Source organism: Paenibacillus sp. L3-i20 (genome assembly GCF_022180385.2).
GTDB lineage: Bacteria > Bacillota > Bacilli > Paenibacillales > Paenibacillaceae > Pristimantibacillus.
The window spans coordinates 560838-586926 of the sequence record NZ_BQME02000001.1 but is presented as its reverse complement, the minus strand read 5'-3'; the positions used below and the strand labels follow the sequence as shown (position 1 = coordinate 586926).

Here is a 26089-nt window from a genome sequence, read left to right as displayed (position 1 = left end):
GTGCTATAAGAAAGATTCAAAAGTATGACAGACAGTTGTCATACTTTTTTTTTGTGTGCCCAGCATGGGCACTGTCTTTAGTTCCGAATGGTGAAGGCAGTAGTAACCATAGCTCAAGGCAAGGGTGTCCATCATGAGGTAGAATCTGAAGGAAGCCGGCGGCAAATCTCTGGTCTGAGGAACATAAACTTTATATAAGGCTAGTGTACGTTGGATGAGATTGCATAACAAATCAAAGTCCATACTGCCGAAGGCATGCGAGAGTAAATGATTCAGATAGATGTAGAGAAAGATAGTGCTCTTACCTGGGGTAATACATGGAAGAAGTACTGGAGGATTGCAGGTAGTCTCATTCTTTAATCCACGTTAGATAAGCGTTATTGGTTATCTAACGGATTAAAGAGTTTAACGGAGAGGTATAACTCACTACGTAATAATTCATGAACCACCGTATACCGAAACGGTATGTACCGGTGGTATGAGAGCTCGGGGGACTAGGCACCAATGTTGTCAGGTCAGTAGAACTTGGTATGATTTGAATATAAGAAAAAGGATTTTAGGACATGGCCAACATTTTTAGAAGATAGGAGGAAATATATGAGATATTGGTATTGGAAGCATCATGATGATGGCAATATTTTGCCAAGACGCAATTATGTTGAGATGGATGAATATGGATATGAGATTAGGAAAGTTGTGTATTACAGAAATAACGAGATCGAATTTGCTGATGAGGCGCATGAGTCGGAAAGAACCTGGCTTGGTGTCAGGCCTCTTCCTGGGCTTTCTGTATTCAGCGAGATGATTGAGACAGCCGTTACCGTTATTACAAAGGAACAATTCGAAAAGGTATGGGAAGAATGTAATTAAAATATTCAAATTGGATCGTGAATAGGCTGTCCCACAAGGCAATGTTCTAGTGGGGTAGCCTTTTTTTATGAGGGAAATGAACGAATTTGATGAGCTGCTAAGTAAATTGGAGGATGTAAGAGCGTTGTTTAAGAGAAATGATCCAGGCGGGATTACTCAGCAAATAACTTATTTGCTAGAATTACTAGACGACTATCAAAATGCTCATCTTTCAGTTGCTGCAAAAAAAATGGTTAGTTATATTCTTATTCTGGAAGGATAAATTATTACCTATCTTTCATTGAAATCACGCTATATTAGAGAGTAAATACTAATCAGAGCTAGTAGATCTTACGATAGCGGATGAGTTGCTTGCTCAACAGTTTAATGTCGAATAAATCAGAGAAATCCTGTTACAAAAATAAAGAGATGTCGATTTTGAAAAAGAGGTTAACGGATTAAATCCTCTTATGTTTTAGGAATATGAAGCAGAGTTAGAAAGATGGCATTTGCATCGAAACAAACTTAAGTAAGCATGAAGGAATTGTACTGTTTCGGGATAGTTGATCGAACTGACATTGCTCTCCGAAGTTTCTTCCAATATGGATGAAGTGTTTTTCGTTATAATGTGCAAATTACAATATCAATTTCGGTATCTTCAAAGGTTTCTTGAATAATTTCTCTGACTTTTCCCCATTGAAGCTTGTCAAGACCACAGCCTATTTGCGGCATAGCAAGTTTAGTAATTCCATCATCCAAGCACACGTTTCTCATAGATACAATGGCAGCAGTAATTGATTCGTATGTTGGCTTGTGCCAATATTTTGATTTTGTGATAAGATTCAAAGCTCTACCCGCTTTATAGCATTTTCCTATTTCTAGAGGATTGTTATTTGCCATGTCTTGAAGAGATTTAAGCTTAAATTTCTTTTTGAACTCAACGGCAATTCCTGCTCCCATCTTGGCATCGGAAGAAATGCAGTGCGCCAAGTAATAGTCATCTGATAAAGCGAACAGGTCTTTTTTTATTTCTTTAAAATTCACAACGAATCACTCCTTTTTTAGACGGCCTATAAGCATTTACTAGTGACATTTTTAAAGTTGATTTTACACGAAAGTTGAGTATTTTAAAACGGAATTATCTATTACAACCAATAATGCGGGTCATCGCGTAATTAAAAATTGCCCAAGCTGTTGCTAGTCCGCATAAATGTCCAAGTCCCCTCATAGACATGTTATCAGCCAGTAAAATTGATGTTGTAGAGGGGATGATCACATGCGTCGTATGATATGGACCGTGGCAATAGTTTTGTGTTTCTCGATCGTATTGTCCGCTTGCGGTACAAAGGACGCCGAGTCCGTTGTTAAGGAACTCGACAAAGTAGCAAACAACCTGGAAAGCTATCAAGGAAGCGGCACGATGACACTGCATACCGGCCAGCAGCCGCTGGAATATCAAGTGGAAGTTTCTTATCAGCAACCGCAATACTATCGCATCAAACTTACGAATGAGGAAAAAGGCATTACCCAAATCGTACTTCGCAACGATGAGGGAGTATTCGTTCTGACACCAAAGCTTAACAAAGTGTTCCGCTTCCAAAGCGACTGGCCGCAAAATCAAGGTCAAGTTTATTTGTATCAAACATTGATCCAAAGCATCATTGTAGATGGTTCTAGATCATTTGCTGTAAATGATGATGCTTATGTGTTCGATGTTATGGCGAATTATAACAATGGATCTCTTGCACGTCAGAAGATTTGGCTCAACAAGTCGGATCTCAGTCCAGTACAGGTAGAAGTTAGCGATACAAACGCATCTGTATTAGTAGATGTGAAATTTGATTCTTTCAAATTCGGGCAAAAATTTGATAAAAACGTATTCGAGACCGAAGCTAATATGAATGCTGCACCGCCAACAAGTGGAGAGAATGGCGAGGAGCCTACTATTACGACTCCTGAAGGTCAAACGGACGAGACGGTAGTCCCAGACGATCAGGCTGTTGAAGGTGAAGGCAAAAAGAATGAAAGTGCAGTAGACGGAGAAGAACAGTCTAGCGGAGAAGAGGAAGAGGCAACAACTCCTGACGATGATGCGTCTACCGGAGTAGACGGAATAAAGTCGGAAGACTTTGTTGTACTTGGTCCTACATACTTCCCTGAAGGTGTTGCACAAAAGGATACAACAGATATCGTCTATGGTGGTAGCCCGGGACAAATTACAAGGTATGATGGTGCATACAGCTACACGCTTATACAGACAGAGCAAAAGGATCAAGCAGCTTCGTTTACCCCTGGTACAATCATTGATCTTGGCATCACTATGGGTGAACTAACTTCTAGTGAAAATGATAATCTTCAAACGCTCACATGGACTTACCATGGTAGTCAATTCCGTCTCACAAGCGACAATCTACCAGAGTCAGAAATGACTAAAGTAGCCCAATCGGTATTAGGTGAGATGGGTAAATAAATAAATATAAACAAAATTACCATATATTTATCCGAGACATTATAGCCATTTCTGGAGCCCAATTCATTGACAGTCCTAGCGGCAACGTATAACATTAATTTAATTAGTGTTTGCTGCTCGGACTGTATTTTTTTTGTAATAGGGGAAGGTGAACGTCTTGGAATCGTTTTATCGACATACTTGGGCAGAAATATCAATAGATGCTCTTCAACATAATTTAAAAGCGATGAGAGACGCACTACCGGAACAATGTTTGCTTATGGCTTCAGTGAAAGCTAATGCATATGGACATGGAGCAGTAGAAATTGCAGAAGCTGCTGAGCGCTTCGGAGTAGATTATTTGGGCGTTGCTTTTCTTGATGAAGCGCTACAGTTACGCAAGGCAGGCATTAAGATGCCTATTCTTGTGCTTGGCTTTGTTCCGCTTGAAGCTTTGGAGCTTGCTAGGGACAACGAGATAACGATAAGTCTGTTTCGAGAAGATATTCGGCAAGCAATAGAGACGTTGGGGATCTCAGGAGATGGCCATAAGCTCAAAGTCCATATCAAAATCGATTCAGGTATGGGACGACTTGGCGTGCTTGGTCACGAAGAAGCGATAGCTTTTATCGAGAAATGTTTAAGTACATCGCAGCTTGAGGTAGAGGGATTATTTACGCACTATGCCAAAGCGGATGAGTTAGATAAAAGTTATACAAAGTTGCAATTCGACCGTTTTAATGACATTACGGAATCGGTAAAGGAACGCGGCTGGTCTATTCCAATTATTCATGCTGCGAATAGTGCGGCTGGAATTGATACCCCCCATTGGGCGGGGAGTATGGTTCGACTTGGCATTGGCATGTACGGTTTATATCCTTCTGAAGAGGTAAATCGGACACTTATTAGTCTAAAACCAGTGCTGTCGCTCAAAACAAAAATATCTTGGGTTAAGTCAGTCCCGCAAGGTTGGGGCATAAGCTATGGTACTCGTTATATAGCGGAGAAGGAAGAGAGAATCGGCACTCTTCCGATCGGTTACGCCGATGGCTTCAGTAGAATGCTGTCTGGCAAAGCCCATGGCTTGGTGCGTGGCGTGAAAACCCCGATTCTAGGTACTATTTGTATGGATCAATGCATGATTGCTCTCGATTCAGTCGAACAGGCTCACGGAAACTTGTCTATCGATGCTGGAGAAGAGGTCGTTCTTATCGGTTCACAAGGTGACGCTTTCATCTCGGTAGAGGAAGTTGCTGATCAGCTCGGCACGATTAATTACGAAGTTATATGCATGTTGGCTGCTAGAATTCCTCGCCTTTATGTAGAGGCAGGCGACATTGTAAAGGCTCGTAATCATTTAATCTAATAAGCGATTGGTAAAAATTACAATGGAACTATTTTTATTATGATGCAGGGAAAGTAAAAGTTGTATCGAATGTAGTATGGGGCGCTCCTACAAGATTTATGCTGAATAGGTATATAGCATAAATGATATACGACCAACATAGATATGTTGAAGTATAGTTATGTCATTATTTTGTCATAATGTGTAATGGGGTTTTGGAAAAGTTTTGGGGGTGCGAGTTCGGTGGCCAATGTGCATAATACGAAAAGGATCATGATTAGCTTGCCTGATCAATTATTGGAGGAGGTCGACGGGATCGTCGCCAAAGAAAACTCCAATCGCAGCGAGTTTATTCGTCAAGCAATGAAGCTGTATTTGGTTGAACGCAAAAAACGTCAAATCCGTGAGTCTATGCAACGCGGTTATATGGAAATGGCGAAAATAAACCTGAATATGGCCTCGGAAGCGTTTCAAGCGGAGGAAGAAGCGGACCATACATTAGGTCGTCTTGTAAGCGGGGTGTAGAGCTTGATCGTAAAACGCGGAGATGTATTTTTTGCTGATCTTTCCCCAGTTGTCGGCTCGGAGCAGGGTGGAGTTCGTCCTGTACTCGTTATTCAAAATGACATAGGAAATCGCTTCAGCCCAACCGTTATAGTAGCAGCCATTACTGCTCAAATTCAAAAAGCAAAACTGCCAACGCATGTAGAAATGGATGCGGCTACGCATGGCTTCGACCGTGATTCTGTCGTACTGCTAGAGCAGATCCGAACTATTGATAAGCAGCGTTTAACTGATAAAATTACGCATTTGGACGATGAAACGATGCGTAAAGTAGATGATGCCTTGCTTATTAGCGTAGGCTTAATTGACTTTTAATAATGTGCAATAGCTTATGTCAACAGTGGGGGCATAGGCATGTTTGGCGATCATTTTTATTATTCATAAAGACACAATCTATACACAAACTTTTTGGGTTTTGAAAATTAGGGATAGACAAAAAGCGACAGTATTTGCTATTATAGGCTCAAATTAACTTTGATCAATTATATGAGCACGATAATGCGAAGAACGCAAGCAGCTTGCCGAAACACTGGCAACTGATTGCGTTCTTTTTTGTTTGCTCAGAAAGGGGTAGTTATGAGGGGAAGACGAAATTTGTGGATGAGTGTGACAGCTGCATTGTTGTCAGCTGCACTCGTATACGGACTATATGTTCTCCAGAGGCAGCAGCTACAGCAGCAGGAGACAATCGCTGTTGTAGTGCCAGCACGTTTTATCTCAGCAGGGGAGCGGATAGAACGGGGGGATGTGGAGTTAGCGAGGCGTCCATACGAAGTGTTTTCTGATGAGATGGTTACAGAATTAGATTTGGCTGTAGGTAAGGAAGCAGCTATTCCTCTAGGAAAGGGGGAAGTAATCTTGAATTGGAAGTTCAATGATCATCATCTGCAACCACGAGGCGAAGAGTCGACATTCCAAATTCCCAAGGATTACATTCGTTCAGTTTCAAACGGTATCCGGGCAGGAGATCGCGTGGTGCTATATACATCAGGCAACGAAGATGAATCGAGGAGAATCTTTCAGCAAGCAGTTGTTGTTGCTTCTGTGAAGAGTTCGGGAAATGTAGAGATTGATAATTTGGAGCAATCACACTTGTTATCGCTAGCTGAGAGCAATAAGGATGGTATGTATGTCGCTAGACGTGATGCTAATGCGATGATTGAATATGTGAATCTTAATTTGACTGAAGAGCAGTGGCTTCAGATTGATCGATTGTGTAAGAGTGGTGAGAGCAAGCTAGTCATAGCATATAGTTCAGAATCGTTTGATCGTCTAGATACTGATTCAAGCCTGATCAACGAGGGGGAAGGAAAGTGAGTAGGAAGTCAGCACCACTTGTAGCCTTTGTTGGTACGACGCCCAATATCGGTACGACAACTGCCGCATTTGCAACCGCTTACCGAATTGCGGAGTGGAGCGGCAAGCCTATCGGATATTTATGCCTACACCTTAAGAGCGCCAAGTTGCATCGATACATCGGAATGGACGAGCCGACTGTAACTTTGGATAAGCTCCAGCCCGAGCTCAGAACGGCAACGATGACGGTTGATATGCTTCGGAGTGCTAGTCAAGAAGTAAGAGGACAAACTAATTTGCGAGTATTATTCGGTAATTTAAATAGGGATCAGGCAGAGTTTTTTAGGCCAGAAGATATTGATCATCTTTTGAGTGTAGCGGAGAAGACCTTTTCATTAGTTATTCTCGATCTGGGGGCTTATTGGGACAATGCTGCCACGATATGTGCAATCCGAAGAGCAGATTCACGTGTACTAGTCACCACACCTGCTTTATCGCATTTTCAAGAGGATGGTCGCCGCTGGATTGGAGGAGTTTCTCCGCTATTTGAAATAGATGCAAATCAATACGATTGTGTGGTTGTTCAATATCCGTGGGGAACAGGAGGTTATCGCATGAAGGAGATATGTAAAGAGCTTGGAACAAAAGCAATAGGAGAGTTTCACTTAAACGATACGTTATTCGCAGGATTAGACAAAGGTGCATATGATGAGTGGTTAAAAAATGATAATGCTGGAAGAGTGGCAATGAAGGCACCAGCTAAAGTATTGATGGAACGTCACGGTGTGCAAGGGGTATTTTCTCCTATTGCCCGTCAACCCTGGTATCGTAAGCTTCTGACTCATCGGAATGGAGTGAGCTCCTCTTGACGCTTGGGCAGAGTAAATTTTCGCCAACTGAATTTGCAGCAAAGATGCGTAACGAGCTGACGATTTCAAATGAAGTATCTTCTGCGGAGGAGTTAAAGGTATCAGATGCCGAACAATTCGATAGATTGGGAAGCGAAATAAGAACATATCTAAGTTCTCCTAGGGGACTAACGGAGGATGAGCGAAGGCAATATAGCGAAACATTGAATCGTGCGGTACTTGGCTTCGCTCAGGAACGAGAGCAGATTCTTGCTCTCATCGAAGATCGCTTGATCAGACTGAGAATCGATAATGTAAATACATCCAAACATCCGTATACAAATCTTGCGGAGGCATTGTTCGCAGAAGTTGTTGGTTTGAACATTTTAGAGCTTGTTCTTTCGAACAAGGAAGGACTGGAGGAAATCCAAGTAGTTGGTGTACGTATTTACGAAGTTCGGGGAGGTATTCCTACGCTCTCGAAATATCGTTTCGACTGCTTGAGAGAAGTGGAACGTATTCAACAAAATTTGGTGCTATACAATAATGATCGGATTAATCCTCGCAAACGTTGGGCTGAAGTAATGTTAAGAGACGGGTCACGCGTCACGATGACTGGTTTCGGCTTTACAGCTAATCCAACATTAACAATTCGATTCTACACAGTTAGCGGTATTAGTCTCGCTAACTTATGTGGACATCCATACTATACGCTTAATAACCAGTTGCTGCGAATGTTGAGGGATGTATTACGTGCCAGATTTAACATTGTCATTATTGGTGCAACCAACTCTGGCAAAACTAATTTAATGAAGGCACTTATTGCAGAGATTGCAGATGAGGAGCGAATCGTTACGATTGAAGGGAGATTTGAAATGATGTTAGGCAGAGATTTCCCGAGTAAAAATATTATCGAATACGAAACATCGGAGGAGGACCCTGTACATCGTTCCAGTCAAGCTTTCAAACTAGCGCTAAGGCAGTCGCCGCAAAGAATCATTCATGCTGAAATAAGAGACGAGGATGCCAATATTTATGTTCGCGCTTGTACAAGGGGCCATTCAGGAAGTATGACTACGGTTCATGCAAGTCACCTGGAAGATGTTCCTGAGGCGATAACCGATATGTGTATGTTGGACGGGAGGGGGATGAATCCTGAACGGCTAGCCAAAAGGGTCGCAGAAAATGTAACGGAAATTGGTATCGAAATGCGAGTAATGAATGGGCGAAGAGTAATTACTCGAATAGGTGAGTTTGGCTGGAGGAGTGGGGAGACCTATGTAAGGGATTGGGCCCGCTTTGATGTAGACAAGAATGATTGGATCTACCCGCATTTACCTTCTGAAAGGGCAAAAGCAAGGCTGCTGCAAGCGGGAGGTTACGAGAATGAATGATGTTTCTATTGTTGCAGCCGGCATATTATTATTCACGCTTTTGTTTATTTGTATCTTTTCGATTTTACTTTATTTAGTTCACAAGCGCCGTCTCAAAAACAGACTTACTTATGTAGCTCCTCGTCATTTCAGTCATCTTTTAGGTAGCAGGTACAAGCAATGGGGATTGCTCCGCAAGCATATGTCTGAGCTGCTGGAGACGCTGAGAATTAAAATTAAGGGTGATATATTTCTTGGTATTTCCGGGTTGCTTTTTCTAGTTGGGGTCGTCGTTGGTGGATTGTTTTTTCAAACAGCGAAAGGAACTATTTTATTCGGGTTAGTTGTAGGGCTTGCACCATACGTATGGTTGCGAGGGCTGCTCATTCATCGGAGAATGGGGGCACAAATGGATTTTCTGCCTGCTGTGGAATTGTTCTATCAATGTTATTTGGTTACGGGTGAGCGACAAGTTCGTATTGCGCTGCAAAGGACTGTTGAGGAGAAACGGTTGCTCGGTCCAATGCAGGCAGTATTCGAGCAGTTGTATCGTAATTTGTCTGTTCGCGGAGATGATGATACTAGTCTTAGATTAATGGCTGCTTCTCTCGGGAATGTATGGGCTGATTATTTTGTCAACATTTTACGTGTTTCTCTGTCGGAGGGCGTGTCCATTTCAGAAAGCTTACGTGAACTGCTCGGAGATATGCGGAAAGCGCGAAGAGCCAATGAACAGGAGAGGCATAGACTGCTGGAGATTAGGATTGCAAATTTCACCCCTATTTTATTCCTTGGCCTATTTATTGGTATCAATATTAAATACAACAAAACCAATTCTTATTATTACTATTTGTTAGACCCGCAAGGAAGGGATATGCTCCTTAATGCTTTACTACTAATATTCGCTTCATTTTTAATGGGGCTTTGGCTTTCTCGCAAAAAAATGTAGGGGGTTTGCTTATATGTACGAATGGGTGTCGACTTCTATTGGGTTGGCCTCGATTGCTTTGCAATTTGTATTCGCTGCACTAGCAGCATATGCACTACTTAGGTTATTGCCTAAACGCTCAGTTAGATGGAAGAGGTTACAATTTTTAAATTGGCGAACTACATCTCCACCAGAGAACTGGCTTCGATTCACAGGTATTAAGCGAGAAGCGCCGTCTAATCAAGAACGTGTATTGCTTATTTCAGGATGTGGAGTAACAACAGATCCTACTTGGTACATGTTGTACCGAAGAAGCGCAATCATTGTTTTTACGTTGTTAATTCTGCTTGTAGCAATTTTGTATAAGGGTTCGTACCTGTCCATGTTTGCTCAAGCATTAATAGGATTGCCGAGCTTAGTTTTGATCGGGCTGAAGTTGGATCGTATTTGGCTTCGTTCTATTCGTAAGATGCGTTCATTGCAAATGACAAAGGAGATTTATATCGTTAGCAATCAGCTTCTTTATTTATCTGACTCAGCCCTTCATATTCATTCAAAGTTAATGAGGTGTGTTCCATTCACTAAATATATGCGTAACGATCTTGAATGGCTACTGGCTGAATGGTATCAAGATCCTTCACAAGCTTTAAAAGGATTTAAGCTGCGACTAGGTACTGATGATGGTATGAGTTTTATAGAAACGATCGATGCGTTGCGTCAGCATGAAAGCGGACATTATTACGAGCTTCTTCGAATCCGAATATCCGATTATAAGGAGAAGCTAGAATTAGCCAAAGAGGGCCGAAAGGAATCAACCTCTTATGTGTTGTTTACAATTGCGGGTATTCCTATTTTATATACGTTTCAAGTTTTTATTTATCCTTGGGTAATGGAAGGTCAAAAGCTGTTTCAATCTTTAGGTTAATGAATCGTTCATAACTGAAGGGAGGTGATAGCATGCGTAATATTTTGATGACGGTGATGCTACTGGTTGTAGTAATTGTATTGTTCAACTCCATTATCGCTAAAGATACAACAGGAACGAGAAGCCAGGTTCAATCGCAAGGAAATGCAGCAAACACAAAAATTAGCGAGCTATTGCCATAATAGCGATGACATAGTTACTTATATTGAAGAAAGAGATAAACATATGGTTTAAGTAAAAATCTGCAATATGATGAATGGAGTTTGGAAGTTGGAGGTGCTTAAGTATACGCGCGATTCTCGCAACGTTAATGTTGATTATAACGGCGGTTCTGATCTATACGTCTGTTGCAGAGGGAGAAAACGGAATGAAACGTCAAGTCAAACGATCGGGCGGAGCAATGGGTGAATATATTAAGGGAATGAGCCCATGAAGCAGATTTTATTGTTTGTTCTGTTTTCTGCAATGTTGTGCTGGATCATGTTTTCTCCTATCTACAAACATGTTGTTATTGTAAGACAAGCTGTACTGCAACAGGAAGTCGATTACTTGCTTGAGGTTGGTGCTAGCGGAGCATATGGATACATAAGCAAGGATATGGAGAGGCAATCGAGTGAACGTCTCGTTAAGTTTGGACTGAAAGCGGGCTCCATTCGTTATGAATATAGCACCACCAGCGGCGTTGATCCCACAATTAGAAGTGCTCCTGTATCAAGAGGAACGGGCATATCGCTTTCCATCAGTTATCCTTATGAAAACTTATTTGTCATCGATTCCTTAATTGGTATAACACCAGTGTCAGCAGATGCGTCAATGCGTGCATATGGTATGAAGATGAGTGAGTATGTTCCGTAGGGGAAGGAGGCACGAGGAAGTTGTACAAGCTTGTGCTTATTGTTGCGATGATGATCGTGTGGCTATCGGTTCATCTGCTCCAGGTTGAAGAAGAAATGGCTATGAAGACATTGTTTCAAGGCAAACGTGCCGTTAATAGGGCGGCTCATGCGGCCGCTCAACAGTTTGATAAAACAGCGTTAAGCGAAGGTGTTTTGAAGATAGATAGTTCCTCGGCTAAGGGTGCAGCTTTACTTTATTTACAAGCAAATTTATTGCTAGATGCAAGTCTAATGCCGCTGCACAATTCGTTCCTTAAGGACCAAGTAGAAGTCGTTGTTTTTGATATTATAAATAGCGATAAAAGCTTTCCATTTTACTATCGCAACGATACTTATGATTTCGAAGTTACTTTGCAACGTCCAGGTGTCATCATAATTGCAAAAATGGAATATCCTAGACGTTTCTCTGTAATGGGACCTATTGAATGGAATATTAAGGGGGCGGCAGAGCTTGTAATGGGTTGACGGATTATTGGAAAATTGGTGTAATAGGAGGGGAAGATTAGGAGGAGAAATGAGATGAACAGAGAACTTACAAAACGACTACATCAAGACTATTTGAAGGTGTACCGCATTACGGAACTTATTAGCAATGGAGTTTTTCTATTGTTAATAATTGCGTACCTGTGTGTGGCGTTATGGCAAGAGTGGACGCTCATACCGGTGTGGATTTGCACTGGATTGCTCATCGTTTCTTTGATTGTGTTTACTTGGTTAATACCACGAGTTAAATATGCTAAGTTCAAATATGAACTATTTGAAGAAGAATTAGAAATCGAGTCGGGCATAATTTTTACTAGCAATGTATTAGTGCCAATGGTTCGGGTTCAGCATGTAGAGCTTGGAAGCGGGCCGCTTACGCGCAAGTTTGATTTGGCCAAAGTGTCTGTCGTTACTGCGGCAACTACGCATGTGATCGAGGGGTTAAAGAGGGATGATGCAGAAGCTTTAAAGCGTCGGCTTGGGCAATTGGCAAGGGTGGATGAACAAGATGAATGAACGTAAAACGCTTCATCCAACGTATATCCTCTTTGTCGTTCTTTCGGTTATTCGTGGTTTTATACCACTTCTCATTATAATGCTCATTAATGGAAAAAACTTATTTAAATTGGAATGGTACATATACGCAGGAATAGGTGCGGCCATTTTATTGTTAGTCGCTTCGGCCTTTATCAGCTGGAAGAGGTTCGGTTTCTGGATGGAGGAAGATCGTATTATCATTAGGCAAGGAATGTTATTCCGAGAAGAGAAGACAATTTATTACTCTCGTATCCATTCCGTTAACGTAGAACAGCCGTTCATTCAGCGGATATTAGGAGTAGCACAGCTCAAGATTGAAACACCTGGCGGCAACAAGAAGTCCGATGGGATCTTACATACGCTATCTGTAAAAGAAGCTAATCGTATTAAGCAACAGCTTCGTGATTTTACCCAGTCGCAAGGAAAAAAAGCGAGTAGCGAAAATGTTGGGATTGGAACTGAGGTTGTATCGTCTGATGAATCCGCTGATTTATCACTGAAGACAGTGGAACAAGCTGGTCAAGCAAGGACTAGTGAAAATGTTGCTTCTGTTATGACACAGTTGGATGTTAATGAGCAACAAAAGTCGGAGCCAGTTCTCGCATTAGATACCGTTCAGTTATTTCAAGCAGCTGCAACGTCGCTAAACTTTGGTTTGGCGATTGCCTTTATAGCGGGATTGTATTCCTTCGCGGATGATTTCCTTAAGTTGTTTCTGCCAGATCATTTTTTCGAAAATGTTGTGGAAGACTCTACGAAATTAATGCCTAATTCGTTGCTAATTATTATCGTCGTGGTTGCTGTTTTACTATTTGCTTGGTTACTGTCGATACTTCTTTATGTTCTTAAGTACAGCGGTTTCGCTATTCATAAGGATGGCAATCAAATTTCGTTATCGTATGGTCTGCTGGAGAAGAAAACAGTGTTATTCGATCCGAAAAATGTACAAGCTGTCATCACAAATGAAAGTTTGCTTAGACAGCCCTTTGGCTATTCCGAAGTTAAATTGCAGGTCGTTTCCTCTGATAAGCAGGAACAACTTATGCTTCATCCTTTTATAAAAACAGCGGACATTCAAAGTCTTCTTGATCAATTTGTTCCACAAATAAGTCAGCATAACGGAGGAGATATTGCTCAGTCACCGGGTAAGGGACTTTTTTATTATTTGCTAATTCCTTTGCTAGTTATTATTGCGATTTGTGCAGGCTGTATTGTTTATTTTGGATTGAACGGTGCATGGTCCCTGCTACTGCTGCCACTTGTAACCATATGGCGGATAGGTTGTCATCGTTCAGCAGGGCTATTGTTACAGGACGATCAGCTTACATTGCGTCGTCGTTATATTAGTCGGACAACTTATTATGTACGAAAGCGTAGAATCGTTACGATGAAAGTGAAGCGTTCAAATGAACAGCGTAGAAAGAACCTAATATCGCTGTCAGTACAAGTGCTCGGAAGTGCATTCGCATATAAGGTTTCTTTTATGAACCAAGGGGATGTAGAGCAGATCTGGAAATGGTATAGTCGGAGCAAAGTGTGATGGTTTTATAATACAAAAATGAAATAGAAACAATGGTGATGTGTTGTTGAACATGTCACCATTTTTTTATGCGAAATAAAGTCATTAACATTCGAAAATAATTTTAGAGTGAATGAACGAAAAGGAATACATAATCGTCTTATTAACAAAGAGACAACAAAGGGAAGGGAGAAAATGCCCCGTGCAGGATGAGGCAATGCTTGTGAAGAGAGCAATAAAAGGTGATAGCCAATCGTTGTCCGAGCTGCTGCGGCAACATTATTCCTTCCTATATCAATATGCACTTAAACTTACGATGAACAAGGTCAAGGCGGAAGATGTGACACAGGAGACAATGCTTAAAGCGATCGAGAAAATGGATACCTTTCAGGGTCAATCTAAGTTTTCTACATGGCTAATTGCGATAGCTTCAAGATTAGTAATAGATCGAGCAAGGCGAAGTGAGAGAGAGAATAAGTGGTTGCAAGAAGAAGGAATGCTCCGCTCCATTCGTTACGAGGCTTTAAATCGTATGAATGAATGGCCAGATGCTCTGCAAGCACTTGGTGAATTGGATGAAAGGCAACGTATGGCGGTATTACTCAAATACTATTATGGATATTCACAAGAAGAGATTGCCACAATGCTTGATGTGGCGCTTGGAACAGTTAAATCTAGATTGCATTCTGGCTTGAAGCAATTGAGAAAGGAGTTGACCACGAATGAGGAAGAACGGAACTCCTGAAGAGGATCAACTATGGTTTCAGGAGCATATTGGAGTTGAGCTTGAGAAGTTGGATGCTGCATTTGAACCAATGATGCCGCAGCTTGAGTCAATTAATGAGCTAGTTACTTCACATAAGCGAGAGCTGCGCAGAAAACTATGGAAAGAGCTTGGACTTTTCTGGCTCATCGGATTATTGCTTTTGACAGGCATGATGTGGGTTATCGGTAATAACTTGTTGTGGTTCGTAGCGTTGCAAGTGCTCGCCTCTGCGGGAGCATTCTGGTATATCGTTGCTTCGTACCGCAAGAAAGGAGAGCGAGCATGGAGGAAGAGCTAGCTCGTTCGATGTGGTTTTGGTTGTTAGTTGCATCGATTTTAATTTCACAATCTACCTGGTTGTTTCTGGATGCGCGCAAACGAGGGAGTAATTATTGGCTTTGGGGGTTATGGGGACTGATCTCCTGCCCACTCCCTCTCATTGTGTATTGGATTTTCGTAAGAAGCGGTTGGATTAAGCGTGGGAATAACGATAAAAGCAGGTAATCAAATAGCTGGCGGAGGTGCCGATTATGGAGGGAAGTTTAGAGCTTAGCAAGGTGATTGGTATAGTAGCTCCTATCATCGTCATTCAACTTATATTGATGATTATTGCGTTAGTTCTATGTGTGAAAGCAGAAGAAACAAAAGGTCCTAAAATGATGTGGGTGCTTATTATTATTTTTGGACAATTATTCGGCTCGATTGCATTTTTTATATTCGGACGGAGGAGTTAAAATTGACTGATCTTCTTCAAGTAAAGGGACTAACAAAAATATTTGGATCTATGCAGGCTGTTAATGGTATAGATTTCACTATAAAGGAAGGTCATTGTGTTGCATTGCTTGGACCAAATGGAGCAGGGAAAACGACGACAATACGAATGCTGACGGGATTGTTAAAACCGACGAAAGGAAGCGTCCAGTTTCACCAAGCTAACAGAGGTGATGATTCGCGTCAGTTACTTGGATACTTACCGCAGTCGCCATCATTTCATCCATGGATGAGTGGACTTGAGTATGTCATATATGCGGGCGAGTTATGTGGTTTAAATGGCTCAATGGCAAAGAAGCGAGCGATAGAGCTAATGGAAAGAGTAGGGCTCGGAGATGCAGCGAAAAGGCGAATTGGCGGTTACTCCGGCGGAATGAAGCAACGGCTTGGTCTAGCGCAGGCGTTAGTTCATCGACCAAAACTTCTTATTATGGACGAGCCGGTATCAGCACTTGATCCGTTAGGGCGACGCGAGGTTCTCCATTTGTTGCAGGAGTTGAAGAAAGAAATCAGTGTATTATTTTCTACCCATGTACTGCATGATGCCGAGGAGTTATGTGATGATGTGGTCATTATTAATAAAGGACAAGTAGCACTACAAGGGTCACTAGCGACTATACGTAATACACATCGCAAACCGATTATTGAACTGGAAGTGGAAATGAATCAGCAATCGAGAGCATGGTTGGCGACTTTTATGAATCGAGTTCATAATAAGCAGGATCAAGTATTGATGAAGTTTACATCTATTGAAGGAGTAGAATTAACCGATAATAGATTACGAATAACTGCAACTGATATCGATGCTGCCAGATGGAAACTATTAGAGGAAATAACGAAGGAACGAGTGAAAGTAAATCGCTTTACAGTTGGACATTCATCCCTTGAAGATTTATTTATGAAGGTGGTGAGTCAATGATGGCAACGAATACAATGAAATCGGATGTAAAAGGTGGAACGTTAGCAGAAGGGAGCAGAGATTGGATTCCAACCTCTGGAGCTGTAAAAATTACAGTGTTGCTAAGAAAGGAATTACTTGAGCTGACGCGAAGCTACAAGTTAATTTGGGTTCCGCTCGTATTTATCCTATTAGGCATTATGCAGCCTATTACGAATTATTATATGCCGTTAATACTTGAGAAGGCCGGAAATATGCCCGAAGGAACTGTTATTGATATTCCGAAAATGACAGGAGAACAAGTGCTTACGGGGACATTATCTCAATTCGGATCAATCGGGACACTTGTTCTCGTGCTTGTATTTATGGGTATTGTATCAGGAGAGAGAAATACCGGTGCTACGTCTATGATTTTGGTGAAACCTATTTCATTTGGAGCCTATATTGCGTCTAAATGGGTAAGCATGCTCATTTTGACATGGGGCTCATTGTTTCTTGGTTATTTTGCATCATGGTATTATACAGGGCAACTTTTTGAACGGGTTGCTATGGCACCATTTCTGAACAGTTATTTATTATATGGTCTTTGGTTTTCATTTGTAATGTCGATTCTATTGTTATTTAGTTCTATGCTTCGAAGTGCAGCAGGTGCTGCTTTTATAACTTTGGGTTTATCTATCTTTTTGACTGTGCTTGTTGGTTTAATGCCTAAATATTTGGAATGGAGTCCGGGTTCATTAAGCAACTATGCTTATGAAGCAATTAGTGGAAGTATTGCCGAACCAACACATTTGATTTGGACGATAGGGGTCACGGGAATACTTGTCGTATTGTTGCTCGTATGTTCGGTAGGAATGCTGCGGCGTTCACCAGCACTTGATTAAATTCTTCATAAAAGCTACATTACGCTTTGATGTCTCTCGGGTTATAATAGAATAACCATACATCAAGTAAGGAGCTGAGAGCGATGAACTTAGTGGTAGAAGAAGCGGCTGCACGCTGGTACAGAGAGCAAATGGGGTTAGTGGATGGCGACAACTTGCGTATTTTCGTAAGATTGGGTGGTTGTGGTAGTATTCACTCCGGATTATCGCTTGGTATTACGAAGGATGAACCAAGAAGTCCAGGTCTTAACCATACGATAGAAGGAATTAATTTTTATATGGAGGACGATAATCTTTGGTACGTTGAAAACAAAGAGCTTCGTATCTCCTTCGATGAAAAGGTTGAAGAAATAAGTATGATTGTTGGATAAATGTGATCAAAAAAGAGCTGGCGAAGGTAATTCCTTCGCCAGCTCTTTTTGTGCGGCGAACAATGTATATGACTCCGCCAATGCTCTTCGTTATTGCTTTCACAGATCAAGCTGGTCTACGAACGAAAGAGCGGCTTTCGATAGAGGCATGTGCTTGAGAGTAATGATTGCTACCTGTGATGGCGGCAATTGTCGATCTAATTGCAGCTCGAAAAGTTCGCCATTTTCTAATTCCTTGGCGACAAATTCTTTTGTGACGAAGGAGATGCCGAGCCCTCTTTTGGCAAATTCAATCAATAAGTCTACACTACCAAGCTCGAATTCTGGTTCCAGCGTATATCCTTGATCCTGAAATAACTTCGTAATAGCAGTACGGGAATGACTTGTACGTGAGAACATGACGATGGGGTAAGCGAGCAGCTCAGGCAAGGACAAAGTTTGACCCTGTAAGGCAGCATACTTCGATCCAGCTACAAAAATATCTTGCAGCGATATGCCCTCTCTGACTTCCAACTGTGCATCTGCAATTGGCATTCGTGCTACCCCTAGATCGATCTTGCCTTCTTTCAAGTATGCAACAATTTCTGGTGTTGTTCCGTGAAGCAGATGTACTTGGACGGAAGGGTGCTGCTTATGAAAGGTTTCTAAATAAGGAAGCAGATAATGCTTAAACAAGGAGTCGCTACCGCCAATTCGCAGCTCTCCACCCTCCAAGTTTTTGAGCTCCTCCATCTTCATCTCGGCCATATTTAAATAGTTAAAAGCGGGTTCTACAAATGAAAACAGCATCATGCCTTCACTTGTAAGTTCAACCCCTCGGGAACCTCTGGCGAATAGTGTTGTTGAAAAAGCTTGTTCCAATTGTTTGATTGCATGGCTGACGCTAGGTTGTGTAATGTACAAGGCTTTAGCCGCTTGGGTTAGACTGCCTGTCTTTGCCGCCCAATAAAACACGCGATATAGTTCGTAGTTTATCATAGACCCTCTCTATGGCTGGTAGTCGTATTATTAATTACTTGTATGGTAGCTGACCCTATTATACTGGAATAAGAACGTTCAATCCAGTAAATGGGGGATGAGATAATGACTACAGCGATACAAAATTTAAGTATTAATGCAATCAGAACATTAACAATTGATGCAGTAGAGAAAGCAGCTATGGGTCACCCTGGTATGCCAATGGGGGCAGCTCCAATGGGTTACGCACTATGGACGAATGGGATGAAACATAATCCAAAGGATCCAAGCTGGTTCAACCGTGACCGATTCGTATTGTCAGCAGGACATGGCTCTATGTTGCTTTATAGCTTACTACATTTAAGTGGATATGATCTTCAAATGGACGATATTAAGCAATTCCGCCAATGGGGAAGCCGCACGCCGGGTCATCCGGAATTTGGGCATACACCTGGTGTGGAAGCAACGACTGGTCCGCTTGGTCAAGGATTGTCAATGGCAGTAGGTATGGCAATGGCTGAAGCGCATCTAGCATCGGTGTTCAACCGTGAGGAATCCGCTATTATTGACCACCACACGTTTGTTATATGTGGAGATGGTGACTTAATGGAAGGTGTAGCCGGAGAATCTATTTCGTTAGCAGGGCATTTGAAACTAGGAAAGCTAGTTGTTCTTTATGATTCAAATGATATTTCTCTCGATGGCGAACTTGGAATGTCTTATTCCGAAGATGTTGCTGCGAAGTTCGGCGCTTGCGGCTGGCATTACTTACGCGTAGATGATCAGAACGATGTAGAAGCTATTTCTGCAGCAATCGCAAGTGCGAAAGCTGAACTTGATCGCCCTACATTAATCGAAGTGAAAACGACAATCGGCTTTGGTAGCCCGAATAAAGCGGGCAAAGGCGGCCATGGCGGTACTCATGGTTCACCACTAGGCAAAGAAGAATTGAAGTTAACTAAAGAAGCACTTGGCTGGCCGCTTGAGCCCGATTTCTTCGTACCGGATGAAGTATACACTCATTTCGAGATGGTGAAGGAGCAAGGTCAGAGGGAGCAAGATGCTTGGAATGAAACTCTTCAGCAATACCGCAAGTCCTATCCAGAGCTAGCTGCAGAGCTAGAACAAGCGATTCGTGGCGAGCTGCCAGAGGGTTGGGAAGGAAGTCTTCCATCCTTTAATTCAGAAGCTGCGGACGTTTCTACACGGGTAGCTTCCGGTCAATCGATTAATGCATTAGCAGAAAGCTTACCGCTCCTTATTGGCGGATCGGCAGATCTAGCAAGCTCGAACATGACAGCAATGAACAAATACGCTGCATTTAGCAGCGGTAATTACAGTGGTCGTAATCTTTGGTTCGGAGTTCGTGAATTCGCTATGGGTGCTGCATTAAACGGAATGATGCTGCATGGCGGCTTGAAAGTATATGGAGGAACTTTCCTTGTATTTAGTGATTACTTGCGCGGGGCGATTCGTCTATCTGCTCTGATGAAGTTGCCTGTTGTTTACGTGTTCACTCATGATAGCATTGCAGTAGGCGAGGATGGTCCAACACATCAGCCAATCGAGCAAATTCCTTCGATGCGACTGATTCCAAACTTGACCTTGTTCCGTCCAGCAGACGGAAACGAAACGGCTGCTGCATGGAAGCACACCCTTACTGCGAAGGAAGGTCCGTTCGTACTTGCGCTTTCCAGACAAAATCTTCCGATACTGCCTAACACAGTCCATCTTGCGAGCGAAGGAGTTTCTAAAGGTGGATACATTCTTTCAGAAACAGCGCAAGGAGATAATGCTGCAACTCTAGACATTCAATTGGTTGCTACTGGCTCCGAAGTTAGCTTAGCGATGGAAGTAAAAGCAATGCTAGAGAATGAAGGTAAGCGAGTTCGTGTTATTAGTATGCCAAGTCGTGAATTGTTCGAGATGCAGTCAGATGACTATCGCAAATCAGTTGTTAATCCTTCCGTCAAAGCTAATGTTGCCATTGAGATGGCTCATCCTAGCGGCTGGGAATCGATTGTTGGCAGCGAAGGTTTACTCATTGGCATCAAACAATTTGGTGCATCAGCGAAAGCAAATAAAGTTCTTGAGGAATATGGATTTACAGCGGAACGTGTTGCAGCACGCATTCGCGCAGCCTTTCTATAAGTAATTGTTGAGTCATCTGGACTGTAATTAAGCAGTCCAGATGACTCTTACACTTTTTCGACACATAATCGAATTGAATTACGATTTTCGATTAATTTGGGAATAATAGTGTTGACTAGTACTAAGAGTAGTGACATAATAATGTTGCTTATGATAATCATTATCATCCGTAGGAGGGTGTTTGATTAAAGGAAGTTTATTTTTTTGACCAAACATTGAGAATGATTATCTTTCTAAGCGGAATGAAAACAGACGTGATTTGAGGTAAAGATATGAAGTTATGGTATCTGATTGGAGCATTAGTTGTTTTATCAATTACTTCGCTGTTTATAGGAGTAAAAAATATATCGCCGCTTGATTTGTTCAGTATGACGGAAGCCCAGTGGCAAGTAATGTCAATCAGCCGAATTCCACGATTAGTCAGCATATTAATCGCAGGTGTAAGTATGAGCATCGCCGGGCTAATTATGCAACAGCTAAGCCGAAACAAATTCGTATCGCCGACAACAGCAGGTACGGATGATGCTGCAAAGCTTGGTATTTTAGTATCGATGCTGCTATTCGCATCTGCTAGTACGATGACGAAGATGTTAATCGCTTTCGCTTTTGCTCTAGCTGGTACTTATATATTTATGAAGTTTCTTGATCGATTAAAGTTTAAGGACACAATCTTTATACCGCTCGTTGGTCTTATGTTCGGTAGTGTCATTAATGCAGTAACAACCTTTTTTGCTTACAAACATGATTTGATCCAAAATATTTCTTCGTGGCTTCAAGGAAGCTTCGGATCAGTCATGTCTGGAAGATATGAATTGCTTTATGTAAGTCTTCCGTTATTAATTGTCGCTTTCATCTATGCTAACAAATTCACGATTGCTGGAATGGGCGAAGAGTTTTCTGTCAATCTGGGGCTAAACCATAAGCTTGTTGTGAATATTGGCTTAGTTATAGTTGCTTTGATATCAGTTGTTGTCATTTTAACAATAGGTACGATACCGTTTCTAGGTCTTGTTATCCCAAATATCGTCACGCTGTATATGGGCGATAATTTAAGGAAAAGTCTAATACATACTGCTGTGCTGGGAGCTGTATTCGTCCTAGCATGTGATATCTTGGGCAGGATCATCATTTATCCTTACGAGATTCCAATTGGACTTACTGTAGGTGTTATTGGAAGCCTATTGTTCCTGTACTTGCTATTGAGGAGAAGAGCATATGAAGCTTAAACTTACACTGCTCGCCGTCATAGCCATTGCAGTCATAACAGCATTTCTTTTTTTGGATCTACCGCACAACTGGGATTTTGCATTGCCGCGAAGAGCCAAAAAAGTATTCGCAATTACGTTAACGGGCGGTGCTATTGCCTACGCAACTTTAATTTTTCAAACGATGACAAATAACAGGATACTAACACCAAGTATTATCGGTTTAGACTCGTTGTATATGCTTATCCAAACTTTCGTTATTTTTACCTTCGGAGCGGTGAGCTTGCCAAATACAAGTAAGGAGCTTAATTTTGCCTTTACAGTTGGTATCATGATTCTTTTTGTAGCATTACTTTATAGGCTTATCTTTAAGAGAGAAGGGAAAAATTTATTTTTCTTGCTCCTTGTAGGTCTCGTAATGGGAACGATGTTTGGAAGTATGACAACCTTCATGCAAGTGCTCATTGATCCTAACGAATTTCTGATTCTTCAAGGGAAGATGTTTGCGAGCTTTAACAATGTGCATACGGACATGTTAGTGTTTTCTATCATATTGATTGGACTAGTTGTACTGTATGCGTTGCGGTTCACAAAATATTTAGACGCAATGTCACTAGGTAAGGAACATGCAGTGAATTTAGGCATTCCGTATGATTATGTTGTGAAAAATTTGCTCATTATCGTAGCTATTCTAATTGCGATTTCGACTGCTTTAGTTGGCCCGATAACATTCCTTGGCCTGCTCGTTGTCAATTTGGCATATCAGTTCATGAATACTTACCGACACAGCGTCCTCATTCCGGGGGCAATATTGATCAGCATTATAGCTTTGGTAGGCGGACAGCTTATAGTGGAGCGGGTATTCTCCTTCGAAACGACGGTGAGCGTTATTATTAATTTTGTCGGCGGAGCCTATTTCTTATATTTGCTGCTAAGGGAGAGTAAGTCATGATTGAGGTTAAAAATATTTCTAAATCATACGGAGGTAAACCGGTCGTTGAAGAGGTTTCGATCAACATTCGGAAAGGTTGTATTACTACCTTCATTGGACCAAATGGCGCTGGAAAGAGCACATTGTTATCGATCATTAGCCGATTGCTTGCTAAAGACAACGGTGAAGTACTGATCGAGGGCAAAGAAGTGAGCGAGTGGAAAAGTACAGAACTTGCTAAAAAGATTTCGATCTTGAAGCAATCCAATCATATTAATCTTCGATTGACGGTTAGAGAACTTGTGAGCTTTGGACGTTTTCCCTATTCTCAGGGCAAGCTAAAAAAAGAGGATTGGGCAAAGGTTGATGAAGCGATTCAGTATATGGACCTTAAAGAAATCGAGCATAAATTTCTCGATCAATTAAGTGGCGGGCAAAACCAACGTGCTTTTATTGCAATGGTTATCGCTCAAAATACGGAATACATTTTGCTTGATGAACCACTGAATAATCTGGATATGAAACATTCAGTCCAAATCATGAAGGTGCTTCGCAGATTAGTTGAAGAGCTTGGCAAGACGGTAGTTATCGTTATTCATGATATCAATTTTGCTTCCTGTTATTCCGATTACATTGTGGCGCTGAAGGATGGAAGGGTTGTCAAAGAAGGACCTACTGAGACGATCATTGACAGTGCCGTACTGAACCAAATTTATGATATGGACATTCCCATCGAGCTTTTTAATGGCAACCGAATAGGTGTCTATTTCAAATAAAAAAAGATATAGGAGTGGTACAAATGAAAAAGACGTTTAGTTTAGCTGCAATCATCCTTGTATTTGCGATGGTTATAACAGCTTGTGGCGGTAATAATGCAAAAAATAGTGGAGCGGGCAATGCATCAAACCCACCAGCTTCTGAGACTACTGCAACTGCAACACCAGCACCAACTGAAATTACTGTGAAGCATAAATTGGGCGAGACAAAAGTAAAAGTTAATCCAAGCAATGTTGTTGTGTTTGACTATGGTGCATTAGATACACTTGATAAATTAGGTGTTGAAGTTAAATCAGTTGCAAAAAAGAGTTTGCCAACGTACCTTGAGAAATACAAGGATGAAAAATATGTGAACGCAGGAGGCTTGAAAGAGCCTGACTTCGAAACGATTGATGGTATTTCTCCAGAACTAATCATTATCTCAGGTCGTCAATCGGATCATTATAAAGCATTGAGCGAAATTGCTCCTACAATCTTCGTAGGTGTAGATAATGCCAATTACATGACTTCCTTTGCTACTAATGTGAACATCTTGGCTGACATCTTTGGCAAACAAGAAGAGGCTAAAGCTGCTCTAGCGGAAGTTGAAGCATCAGTTAAAGCTGTTAACGAAAAAGCGACAGCAGCTGGCAAAAAAGGTTTGATCATTCTTTCAAATGAAGGCAAAATCAGTGCCTATGGTCCTGGTTCACGCTTCGGTATTATCCATGATGTACTGGGCGTAGCACCAGTAGATGCAGACATTAAAATTGATACTCACGGTAATGAAGTGACGTTTGAATATGTTGCTGAGAAAAATCCAGACTACCTGTTCGTTGTAGACCGTAATGCAGCTTTGGCAACAGAGAGCGCTGCTAAAGAAACAATTGAAAATGATTTGGTGAAAAACACAAATGCATTTAAAAATGGTAAAATTATTTATCTTGATCCACAATATTGGTACCTTTCAGGTGGCGGCATAATGTCTGTTGCTGCAATGGTTGCAGAAATTGATAGTGCTATCAAATAAATAACGAGTGTAAATCCCTCTTTCCGAATCGGAAGGAGGGATTTTTTTCGAATATAAGAACTTATAAGTTTTTCATCTTATAAGAGGCATAAATATCTCTGCGAAACGAAAGCTAAGCCTCCAAAGTACGGTTTTAGCTGTTTACCCTTCGTACTTGTGTTAAAGAAGTTAGGCCTTTGCTAATCGAATGTTGCCGTCGTGTTCAGGGAACAATGACAGGGACATTATTACGGGAGGTCATTACCGATGTTTAACAGAGGACTTGTCACAGCACTAACTGCAGTTGGTGCTGCGCAATTACTAAAGCTGCCGATGCAATATGTAAGGACATCGGAGTGGGATACAAAAAAGATCATTGGGTCAGGCGGAATGCCCAGCTCACATTCTAGCGGAGTAACTGCGTTAGCAGTTTATAGTGCAACTAAATACGGGGTTAGCTCTCCAGAGTTTGCAATTGCAACTATGCTTGGCTTAGTCGTTATGTATGATGCAATGAATATCCGAAGACATGCAGGTGAAATTGCCATTCAGGTGAATGACCTTGACGTAGATGTAGAGAAGCTTTCAGGGCATCATCCGGGTATTGAACACAAAAAGCGGAAGGAAAGACTGAAGGAAACACTTGGTCATCAACCAAGTGAAGTTGCAGCAGGCGCGGTATTAGGCGCAATAATTGGTTTCCTTGGTGCAGCAGTGGGGAAACGTTAATCAGGTTCCGTCAGGCTTACATAGTCTGACGGTTTTTTGTTATTTAGGGGCGCATAAAAAATATTGACTGTCCAAATTAAATTGTATACAATTTAATTAAATGATAGATAAGTTGGAGGCGAATACTAATGTCCATATATGATATTGAAGTAAAGACGATTCGAGGAGAAGTTCAAACACTTGCTCCATATCGTGATCAAGTATTGCTAATCGTCAATACAGCGACAGGATGCGGATTTGCGCCACAATTTAAAGGTTTGCAAAAGCTGCATGATGATTACAACGATCGGGGTTTTGCAGTACTTGGATTTCCTTGTGCACAATTTGGTAATCAAGAAAAAGGCAGTGACAGTGAAGTGGCCGAAGCGTGTGAAATAAACTTCGGTGTATCGTTTCCGCTTTATTCAAAAATAAATGTTAATGGCAATGATGCGCATCCTCTTTTCAAGTTGTTGACGAATGAAGCTCGTGGCTTATTGGGTTCCAAGTCCATTAAGTGGAATTTTACAAAGTTTCTTGTTGATCGCCAAGGTAATGTTGTAAAGCGCTTTGGTCCAACGGAAGAGCCAAATAAAATCGAAGCTGATATTGTTAATATTCTTTGATCATACTATTATAAATAACCATCTGATGAATGAGACTTCTATTG

The 26089-nt window shown here is 41.5% G+C and carries 33 protein-coding genes; 31 read left to right on the top strand and 2 right to left on the bottom strand.

The window, feature by feature from the left end; all coding sequences use genetic code 11:
• Nucleotides 1-597: 597 nt before the first annotated feature.
• Nucleotides 598-870, top strand: a complete 273-nt coding sequence (locus MFF31_RS02945) for a DUF6881 domain-containing protein (RefSeq protein WP_238186636.1) — start codon at nucleotides 598-600, stop codon at nucleotides 868-870.
• A gap of 76 nt (nucleotides 871-946) precedes the next feature.
• Complete coding sequence (locus MFF31_RS02940) at nucleotides 947-1132, top strand: hypothetical protein (protein ID WP_248565385.1); 186 nt, start codon at nucleotides 947-949, stop codon at nucleotides 1130-1132.
• A 338-nt stretch (nucleotides 1133-1470) separates the two neighbouring features.
• Here the strand turns inward: MFF31_RS02940 and MFF31_RS02935 are convergent, their stop codons facing one another.
• Entirely contained in the window at nucleotides 1471-1893 is a 423-nt protein-coding gene (locus MFF31_RS02935) for a macro domain-containing protein (RefSeq protein WP_238186634.1), read from the bottom strand.
• A gap of 232 nt (nucleotides 1894-2125) precedes the next feature.
• Here MFF31_RS02935 and MFF31_RS02930 point away from each other — a divergent pair, with 232 nt between their 5' ends.
• The 22 genes from MFF31_RS02930 (at nucleotide 2126) to MFF31_RS02830 (ending at nucleotide 17702) form a co-directional block, all read left to right on the top strand.
• Nucleotides 2126-3319: a LolA family protein gene (locus MFF31_RS02930; protein WP_238186633.1), complete on the top strand. Its 1194-nt coding sequence runs from the start codon at nucleotides 2126-2128 to the stop codon at nucleotides 3317-3319.
• A gap of 148 nt (nucleotides 3320-3467) precedes the next feature.
• Entirely contained in the window at nucleotides 3468-4664 is a 1197-nt protein-coding gene (gene alr, locus MFF31_RS02925; protein WP_375541266.1) for an alanine racemase, read from the top strand.
• A gap of 222 nt (nucleotides 4665-4886) precedes the next feature.
• Entirely contained in the window at nucleotides 4887-5168 is a 282-nt protein-coding gene (locus MFF31_RS02920; RefSeq protein ID WP_116048851.1) for a CopG family ribbon-helix-helix protein, read from the top strand.
• A 3-nt stretch (nucleotides 5169-5171) separates the two neighbouring features.
• A complete protein-coding gene (locus tag MFF31_RS02915) occupies nucleotides 5172-5522 on the top strand; it encodes a type II toxin-antitoxin system PemK/MazF family toxin (RefSeq protein WP_087569551.1) in 351 nt (116 codons plus the stop codon).
• 261 nt (nucleotides 5523-5783) lie between these two features.
• Nucleotides 5784-6524 carry an SAF domain-containing protein gene (locus tag MFF31_RS02910; protein WP_238186631.1) on the top strand — a complete coding sequence of 247 codons (741 nt, stop codon included), beginning with the start codon at nucleotides 5784-5786 and terminating at the stop codon, nucleotides 6522-6524.
• A complete protein-coding gene (locus tag MFF31_RS02905; protein WP_238186630.1) occupies nucleotides 6521-7372 on the top strand; it encodes a CpaE/TadZ family protein in 852 nt (283 codons plus the stop codon). The genes MFF31_RS02910 and MFF31_RS02905 overlap by 4 nt, the downstream gene beginning before the upstream one ends.
• Nucleotides 7369-8745: an ATPase, T2SS/T4P/T4SS family gene (locus MFF31_RS02900; RefSeq protein ID WP_238186629.1), complete on the top strand. Its 1377-nt coding sequence runs from the start codon at nucleotides 7369-7371 to the stop codon at nucleotides 8743-8745. The genes MFF31_RS02905 and MFF31_RS02900 overlap by 4 nt, the downstream gene beginning before the upstream one ends.
• Nucleotides 8738-9673 (top strand): type II secretion system F family protein, encoded by a 936-nt coding sequence (locus MFF31_RS02895; RefSeq protein WP_238186628.1) that lies wholly within the window; start codon nucleotides 8738-8740, stop codon nucleotides 9671-9673. Before MFF31_RS02900 ends, MFF31_RS02895 begins: the two co-directional genes overlap by 8 nt.
• 13 nt (nucleotides 9674-9686) lie before the next feature.
• The gene (locus MFF31_RS02890) at nucleotides 9687-10577 is read left to right on the top strand and encodes a hypothetical protein (protein WP_238186627.1); all 891 of its coding nucleotides are present in this window, start codon (nucleotides 9687-9689) and stop codon (nucleotides 10575-10577) included.
• Nucleotides 10578-10609: 32 nt separating this feature from the next.
• Nucleotides 10610-10759, top strand: coding sequence for a hypothetical protein (locus tag MFF31_RS02885; RefSeq protein ID WP_238186626.1), 150 nt, complete (start codon nucleotides 10610-10612; stop codon nucleotides 10757-10759).
• A gap of 128 nt (nucleotides 10760-10887) precedes the next feature.
• Nucleotides 10888-11010, top strand: a complete 123-nt coding sequence (locus tag MFF31_RS25140; RefSeq protein WP_282570410.1) for a hypothetical protein — start codon at nucleotides 10888-10890, stop codon at nucleotides 11008-11010.
• Nucleotides 11007-11432 (top strand): hypothetical protein, encoded by a 426-nt coding sequence (locus tag MFF31_RS02880; protein WP_238186624.1) that lies wholly within the window; start codon nucleotides 11007-11009, stop codon nucleotides 11430-11432. Before MFF31_RS25140 ends, MFF31_RS02880 begins: the two co-directional genes overlap by 4 nt.
• 20 nt (nucleotides 11433-11452) lie before the next feature.
• The gene (locus tag MFF31_RS02875; protein WP_238186623.1) at nucleotides 11453-11938 is read left to right on the top strand and encodes a hypothetical protein; all 486 of its coding nucleotides are present in this window, start codon (nucleotides 11453-11455) and stop codon (nucleotides 11936-11938) included.
• Nucleotides 11939-11992: 54 nt separating this feature from the next.
• Nucleotides 11993-12472: a PH domain-containing protein gene (locus MFF31_RS02870; protein ID WP_238186622.1), complete on the top strand. Its 480-nt coding sequence runs from the start codon at nucleotides 11993-11995 to the stop codon at nucleotides 12470-12472.
• Entirely contained in the window at nucleotides 12465-14033 is a 1569-nt protein-coding gene (locus MFF31_RS02865) for a PH domain-containing protein (RefSeq protein WP_238186621.1), read from the top strand. The genes MFF31_RS02870 and MFF31_RS02865 overlap by 8 nt, the downstream gene beginning before the upstream one ends.
• A gap of 181 nt (nucleotides 14034-14214) precedes the next feature.
• The gene (sigY, locus tag MFF31_RS02860) at nucleotides 14215-14757 is read left to right on the top strand and encodes an RNA polymerase sigma factor SigY (RefSeq protein ID WP_238186620.1); all 543 of its coding nucleotides are present in this window, start codon (nucleotides 14215-14217) and stop codon (nucleotides 14755-14757) included.
• Nucleotides 14735-15076: a DUF5345 family protein gene (locus MFF31_RS02855; protein WP_238186619.1), complete on the top strand. Its 342-nt coding sequence runs from the start codon at nucleotides 14735-14737 to the stop codon at nucleotides 15074-15076. The genes sigY and MFF31_RS02855 overlap by 23 nt, the downstream gene beginning before the upstream one ends.
• The gene (locus MFF31_RS02850) at nucleotides 15061-15282 is read left to right on the top strand and encodes a sigmaY antisigma factor component (protein ID WP_238186618.1); all 222 of its coding nucleotides are present in this window, start codon (nucleotides 15061-15063) and stop codon (nucleotides 15280-15282) included. Before MFF31_RS02855 ends, MFF31_RS02850 begins: the two co-directional genes overlap by 16 nt.
• A 26-nt stretch (nucleotides 15283-15308) precedes the next feature.
• The gene (locus MFF31_RS02845) at nucleotides 15309-15512 is read left to right on the top strand and encodes a PLDc N-terminal domain-containing protein (RefSeq protein WP_238186617.1); all 204 of its coding nucleotides are present in this window, start codon (nucleotides 15309-15311) and stop codon (nucleotides 15510-15512) included.
• Nucleotides 15513-15514: 2 nt separating this feature from the next.
• Nucleotides 15515-16468 (top strand): ABC transporter ATP-binding protein, encoded by a 954-nt coding sequence (locus MFF31_RS02840; protein WP_238186616.1) that lies wholly within the window; start codon nucleotides 15515-15517, stop codon nucleotides 16466-16468.
• The gene (locus MFF31_RS02835; RefSeq protein ID WP_238186615.1) at nucleotides 16465-17331 is read left to right on the top strand and encodes an ABC transporter permease; all 867 of its coding nucleotides are present in this window, start codon (nucleotides 16465-16467) and stop codon (nucleotides 17329-17331) included. The genes MFF31_RS02840 and MFF31_RS02835 overlap by 4 nt, the downstream gene beginning before the upstream one ends.
• Nucleotides 17332-17414: 83 nt before the next feature.
• Nucleotides 17415-17702, top strand: coding sequence for a HesB/YadR/YfhF family protein (locus MFF31_RS02830; protein ID WP_238186614.1), 288 nt, complete (start codon nucleotides 17415-17417; stop codon nucleotides 17700-17702).
• A 99-nt stretch (nucleotides 17703-17801) separates the two neighbouring features.
• Here the strand turns inward: MFF31_RS02830 and MFF31_RS02825 are convergent, their stop codons facing one another.
• Nucleotides 17802-18680, bottom strand: coding sequence for a LysR family transcriptional regulator (locus tag MFF31_RS02825; RefSeq protein ID WP_238186613.1), 879 nt, complete (start codon nucleotides 18678-18680; stop codon nucleotides 17802-17804).
• A gap of 105 nt (nucleotides 18681-18785) precedes the next feature.
• Here MFF31_RS02825 and tkt point away from each other — a divergent pair, with 105 nt between their 5' ends.
• The 7 genes from tkt to MFF31_RS02790 all read left to right on the top strand — a co-directional run bounded on the left by tkt (nucleotide 18786) and on the right by MFF31_RS02790 (nucleotide 26045).
• Entirely contained in the window at nucleotides 18786-20810 is a 2025-nt protein-coding gene (gene tkt, locus MFF31_RS02820; protein ID WP_238186612.1) for a transketolase, read from the top strand.
• A gap of 272 nt (nucleotides 20811-21082) precedes the next feature.
• The gene (locus MFF31_RS02815; protein WP_238186611.1) at nucleotides 21083-22036 is read left to right on the top strand and encodes an ABC transporter permease; all 954 of its coding nucleotides are present in this window, start codon (nucleotides 21083-21085) and stop codon (nucleotides 22034-22036) included.
• Complete coding sequence (locus tag MFF31_RS02810) at nucleotides 22026-22967, top strand: iron chelate uptake ABC transporter family permease subunit (protein WP_238186610.1); 942 nt, start codon at nucleotides 22026-22028, stop codon at nucleotides 22965-22967. The genes MFF31_RS02815 and MFF31_RS02810 overlap by 11 nt, the downstream gene beginning before the upstream one ends.
• Nucleotides 22964-23722 carry an iron ABC transporter ATP-binding protein gene (locus MFF31_RS02805; protein ID WP_238186609.1) on the top strand — a complete coding sequence of 253 codons (759 nt, stop codon included), beginning with the start codon at nucleotides 22964-22966 and terminating at the stop codon, nucleotides 23720-23722. The genes MFF31_RS02810 and MFF31_RS02805 overlap by 4 nt, the downstream gene beginning before the upstream one ends.
• A gap of 23 nt (nucleotides 23723-23745) precedes the next feature.
• A complete protein-coding gene (locus tag MFF31_RS02800) occupies nucleotides 23746-24732 on the top strand; it encodes a siderophore ABC transporter substrate-binding protein (RefSeq protein ID WP_238186608.1) in 987 nt (328 codons plus the stop codon).
• A 246-nt stretch (nucleotides 24733-24978) separates the two neighbouring features.
• Complete coding sequence (locus MFF31_RS02795) at nucleotides 24979-25440, top strand: divergent PAP2 family protein (protein WP_238186607.1); 462 nt, start codon at nucleotides 24979-24981, stop codon at nucleotides 25438-25440.
• Nucleotides 25441-25568: 128 nt separating this feature from the next.
• Nucleotides 25569-26045 (top strand): glutathione peroxidase, encoded by a 477-nt coding sequence (locus tag MFF31_RS02790; protein ID WP_238186606.1) that lies wholly within the window; start codon nucleotides 25569-25571, stop codon nucleotides 26043-26045.
• Nucleotides 26046-26089: the final 44 nt, after the last annotated feature.

What these genes read in the sequence shown, in the direction of transcription:
- MFF31_RS02945 (WP_238186636.1), top strand. Translation starts at nt 598, where the DNA reads ATGAGATATTGGTATTGGAAGCATCATGATGATGGCAATATTTTGCCA.
- MFF31_RS02940 (WP_248565385.1), top strand. Translation starts at nt 947, where the DNA reads ATGAACGAATTTGATGAGCTGCTAAGTAAATTGGAGGATGTAAGAGCG.
- MFF31_RS02930 (WP_238186633.1), top strand. Translation starts at nt 2,126, where the DNA reads ATGCGTCGTATGATATGGACCGTGGCAATAGTTTTGTGTTTCTCGATC.
- MFF31_RS02910 (WP_238186631.1), top strand. Translation starts at nt 5,784, where the DNA reads ATGAGGGGAAGACGAAATTTGTGGATGAGTGTGACAGCTGCATTGTTG.
- MFF31_RS02895 (WP_238186628.1), top strand. Translation starts at nt 8,738, where the DNA reads ATGAATGATGTTTCTATTGTTGCAGCCGGCATATTATTATTCACGCTT.
- MFF31_RS02890 (WP_238186627.1), top strand. Translation starts at nt 9,687, where the DNA reads ATGTACGAATGGGTGTCGACTTCTATTGGGTTGGCCTCGATTGCTTTG.
- MFF31_RS02885 (WP_238186626.1), top strand. Translation starts at nt 10,610, where the DNA reads ATGCGTAATATTTTGATGACGGTGATGCTACTGGTTGTAGTAATTGTA.
- MFF31_RS25140 (WP_282570410.1), top strand. Translation starts at nt 10,888, where the DNA reads ATGTTGATTATAACGGCGGTTCTGATCTATACGTCTGTTGCAGAGGGA.
- MFF31_RS02880 (WP_238186624.1), top strand. Translation starts at nt 11,007, where the DNA reads ATGAAGCAGATTTTATTGTTTGTTCTGTTTTCTGCAATGTTGTGCTGG.
- MFF31_RS02870 (WP_238186622.1), top strand. Translation starts at nt 11,993, where the DNA reads ATGAACAGAGAACTTACAAAACGACTACATCAAGACTATTTGAAGGTG.
- MFF31_RS02865 (WP_238186621.1), top strand. Translation starts at nt 12,465, where the DNA reads ATGAATGAACGTAAAACGCTTCATCCAACGTATATCCTCTTTGTCGTT.
- MFF31_RS02855 (WP_238186619.1), top strand. Translation starts at nt 14,735, where the DNA reads ATGAGGAAGAACGGAACTCCTGAAGAGGATCAACTATGGTTTCAGGAG.
- MFF31_RS02850 (WP_238186618.1), top strand. Translation starts at nt 15,061, where the DNA reads ATGGAGGAAGAGCTAGCTCGTTCGATGTGGTTTTGGTTGTTAGTTGCA.
- MFF31_RS02845 (WP_238186617.1), top strand. Translation starts at nt 15,309, where the DNA reads ATGGAGGGAAGTTTAGAGCTTAGCAAGGTGATTGGTATAGTAGCTCCT.
- MFF31_RS02835 (WP_238186615.1), top strand. Translation starts at nt 16,465, where the DNA reads ATGATGGCAACGAATACAATGAAATCGGATGTAAAAGGTGGAACGTTA.
- MFF31_RS02830 (WP_238186614.1), top strand. Translation starts at nt 17,415, where the DNA reads ATGAACTTAGTGGTAGAAGAAGCGGCTGCACGCTGGTACAGAGAGCAA.
- MFF31_RS02825 (WP_238186613.1), bottom strand. Translation starts at nt 18,680, where the DNA reads ATGATAAACTACGAACTATATCGCGTGTTTTATTGGGCGGCAAAGACA.
- tkt (WP_238186612.1), top strand. Translation starts at nt 18,786, where the DNA reads ATGACTACAGCGATACAAAATTTAAGTATTAATGCAATCAGAACATTA.
- MFF31_RS02815 (WP_238186611.1), top strand. Translation starts at nt 21,083, where the DNA reads ATGAAGTTATGGTATCTGATTGGAGCATTAGTTGTTTTATCAATTACT.
- MFF31_RS02810 (WP_238186610.1), top strand. Translation starts at nt 22,026, where the DNA reads ATGAAGCTTAAACTTACACTGCTCGCCGTCATAGCCATTGCAGTCATA.
- MFF31_RS02805 (WP_238186609.1), top strand. Translation starts at nt 22,964, where the DNA reads ATGATTGAGGTTAAAAATATTTCTAAATCATACGGAGGTAAACCGGTC.
- MFF31_RS02800 (WP_238186608.1), top strand. Translation starts at nt 23,746, where the DNA reads ATGAAAAAGACGTTTAGTTTAGCTGCAATCATCCTTGTATTTGCGATG.
- MFF31_RS02795 (WP_238186607.1), top strand. Translation starts at nt 24,979, where the DNA reads ATGTTTAACAGAGGACTTGTCACAGCACTAACTGCAGTTGGTGCTGCG.
- MFF31_RS02790 (WP_238186606.1), top strand. Translation starts at nt 25,569, where the DNA reads ATGTCCATATATGATATTGAAGTAAAGACGATTCGAGGAGAAGTTCAA.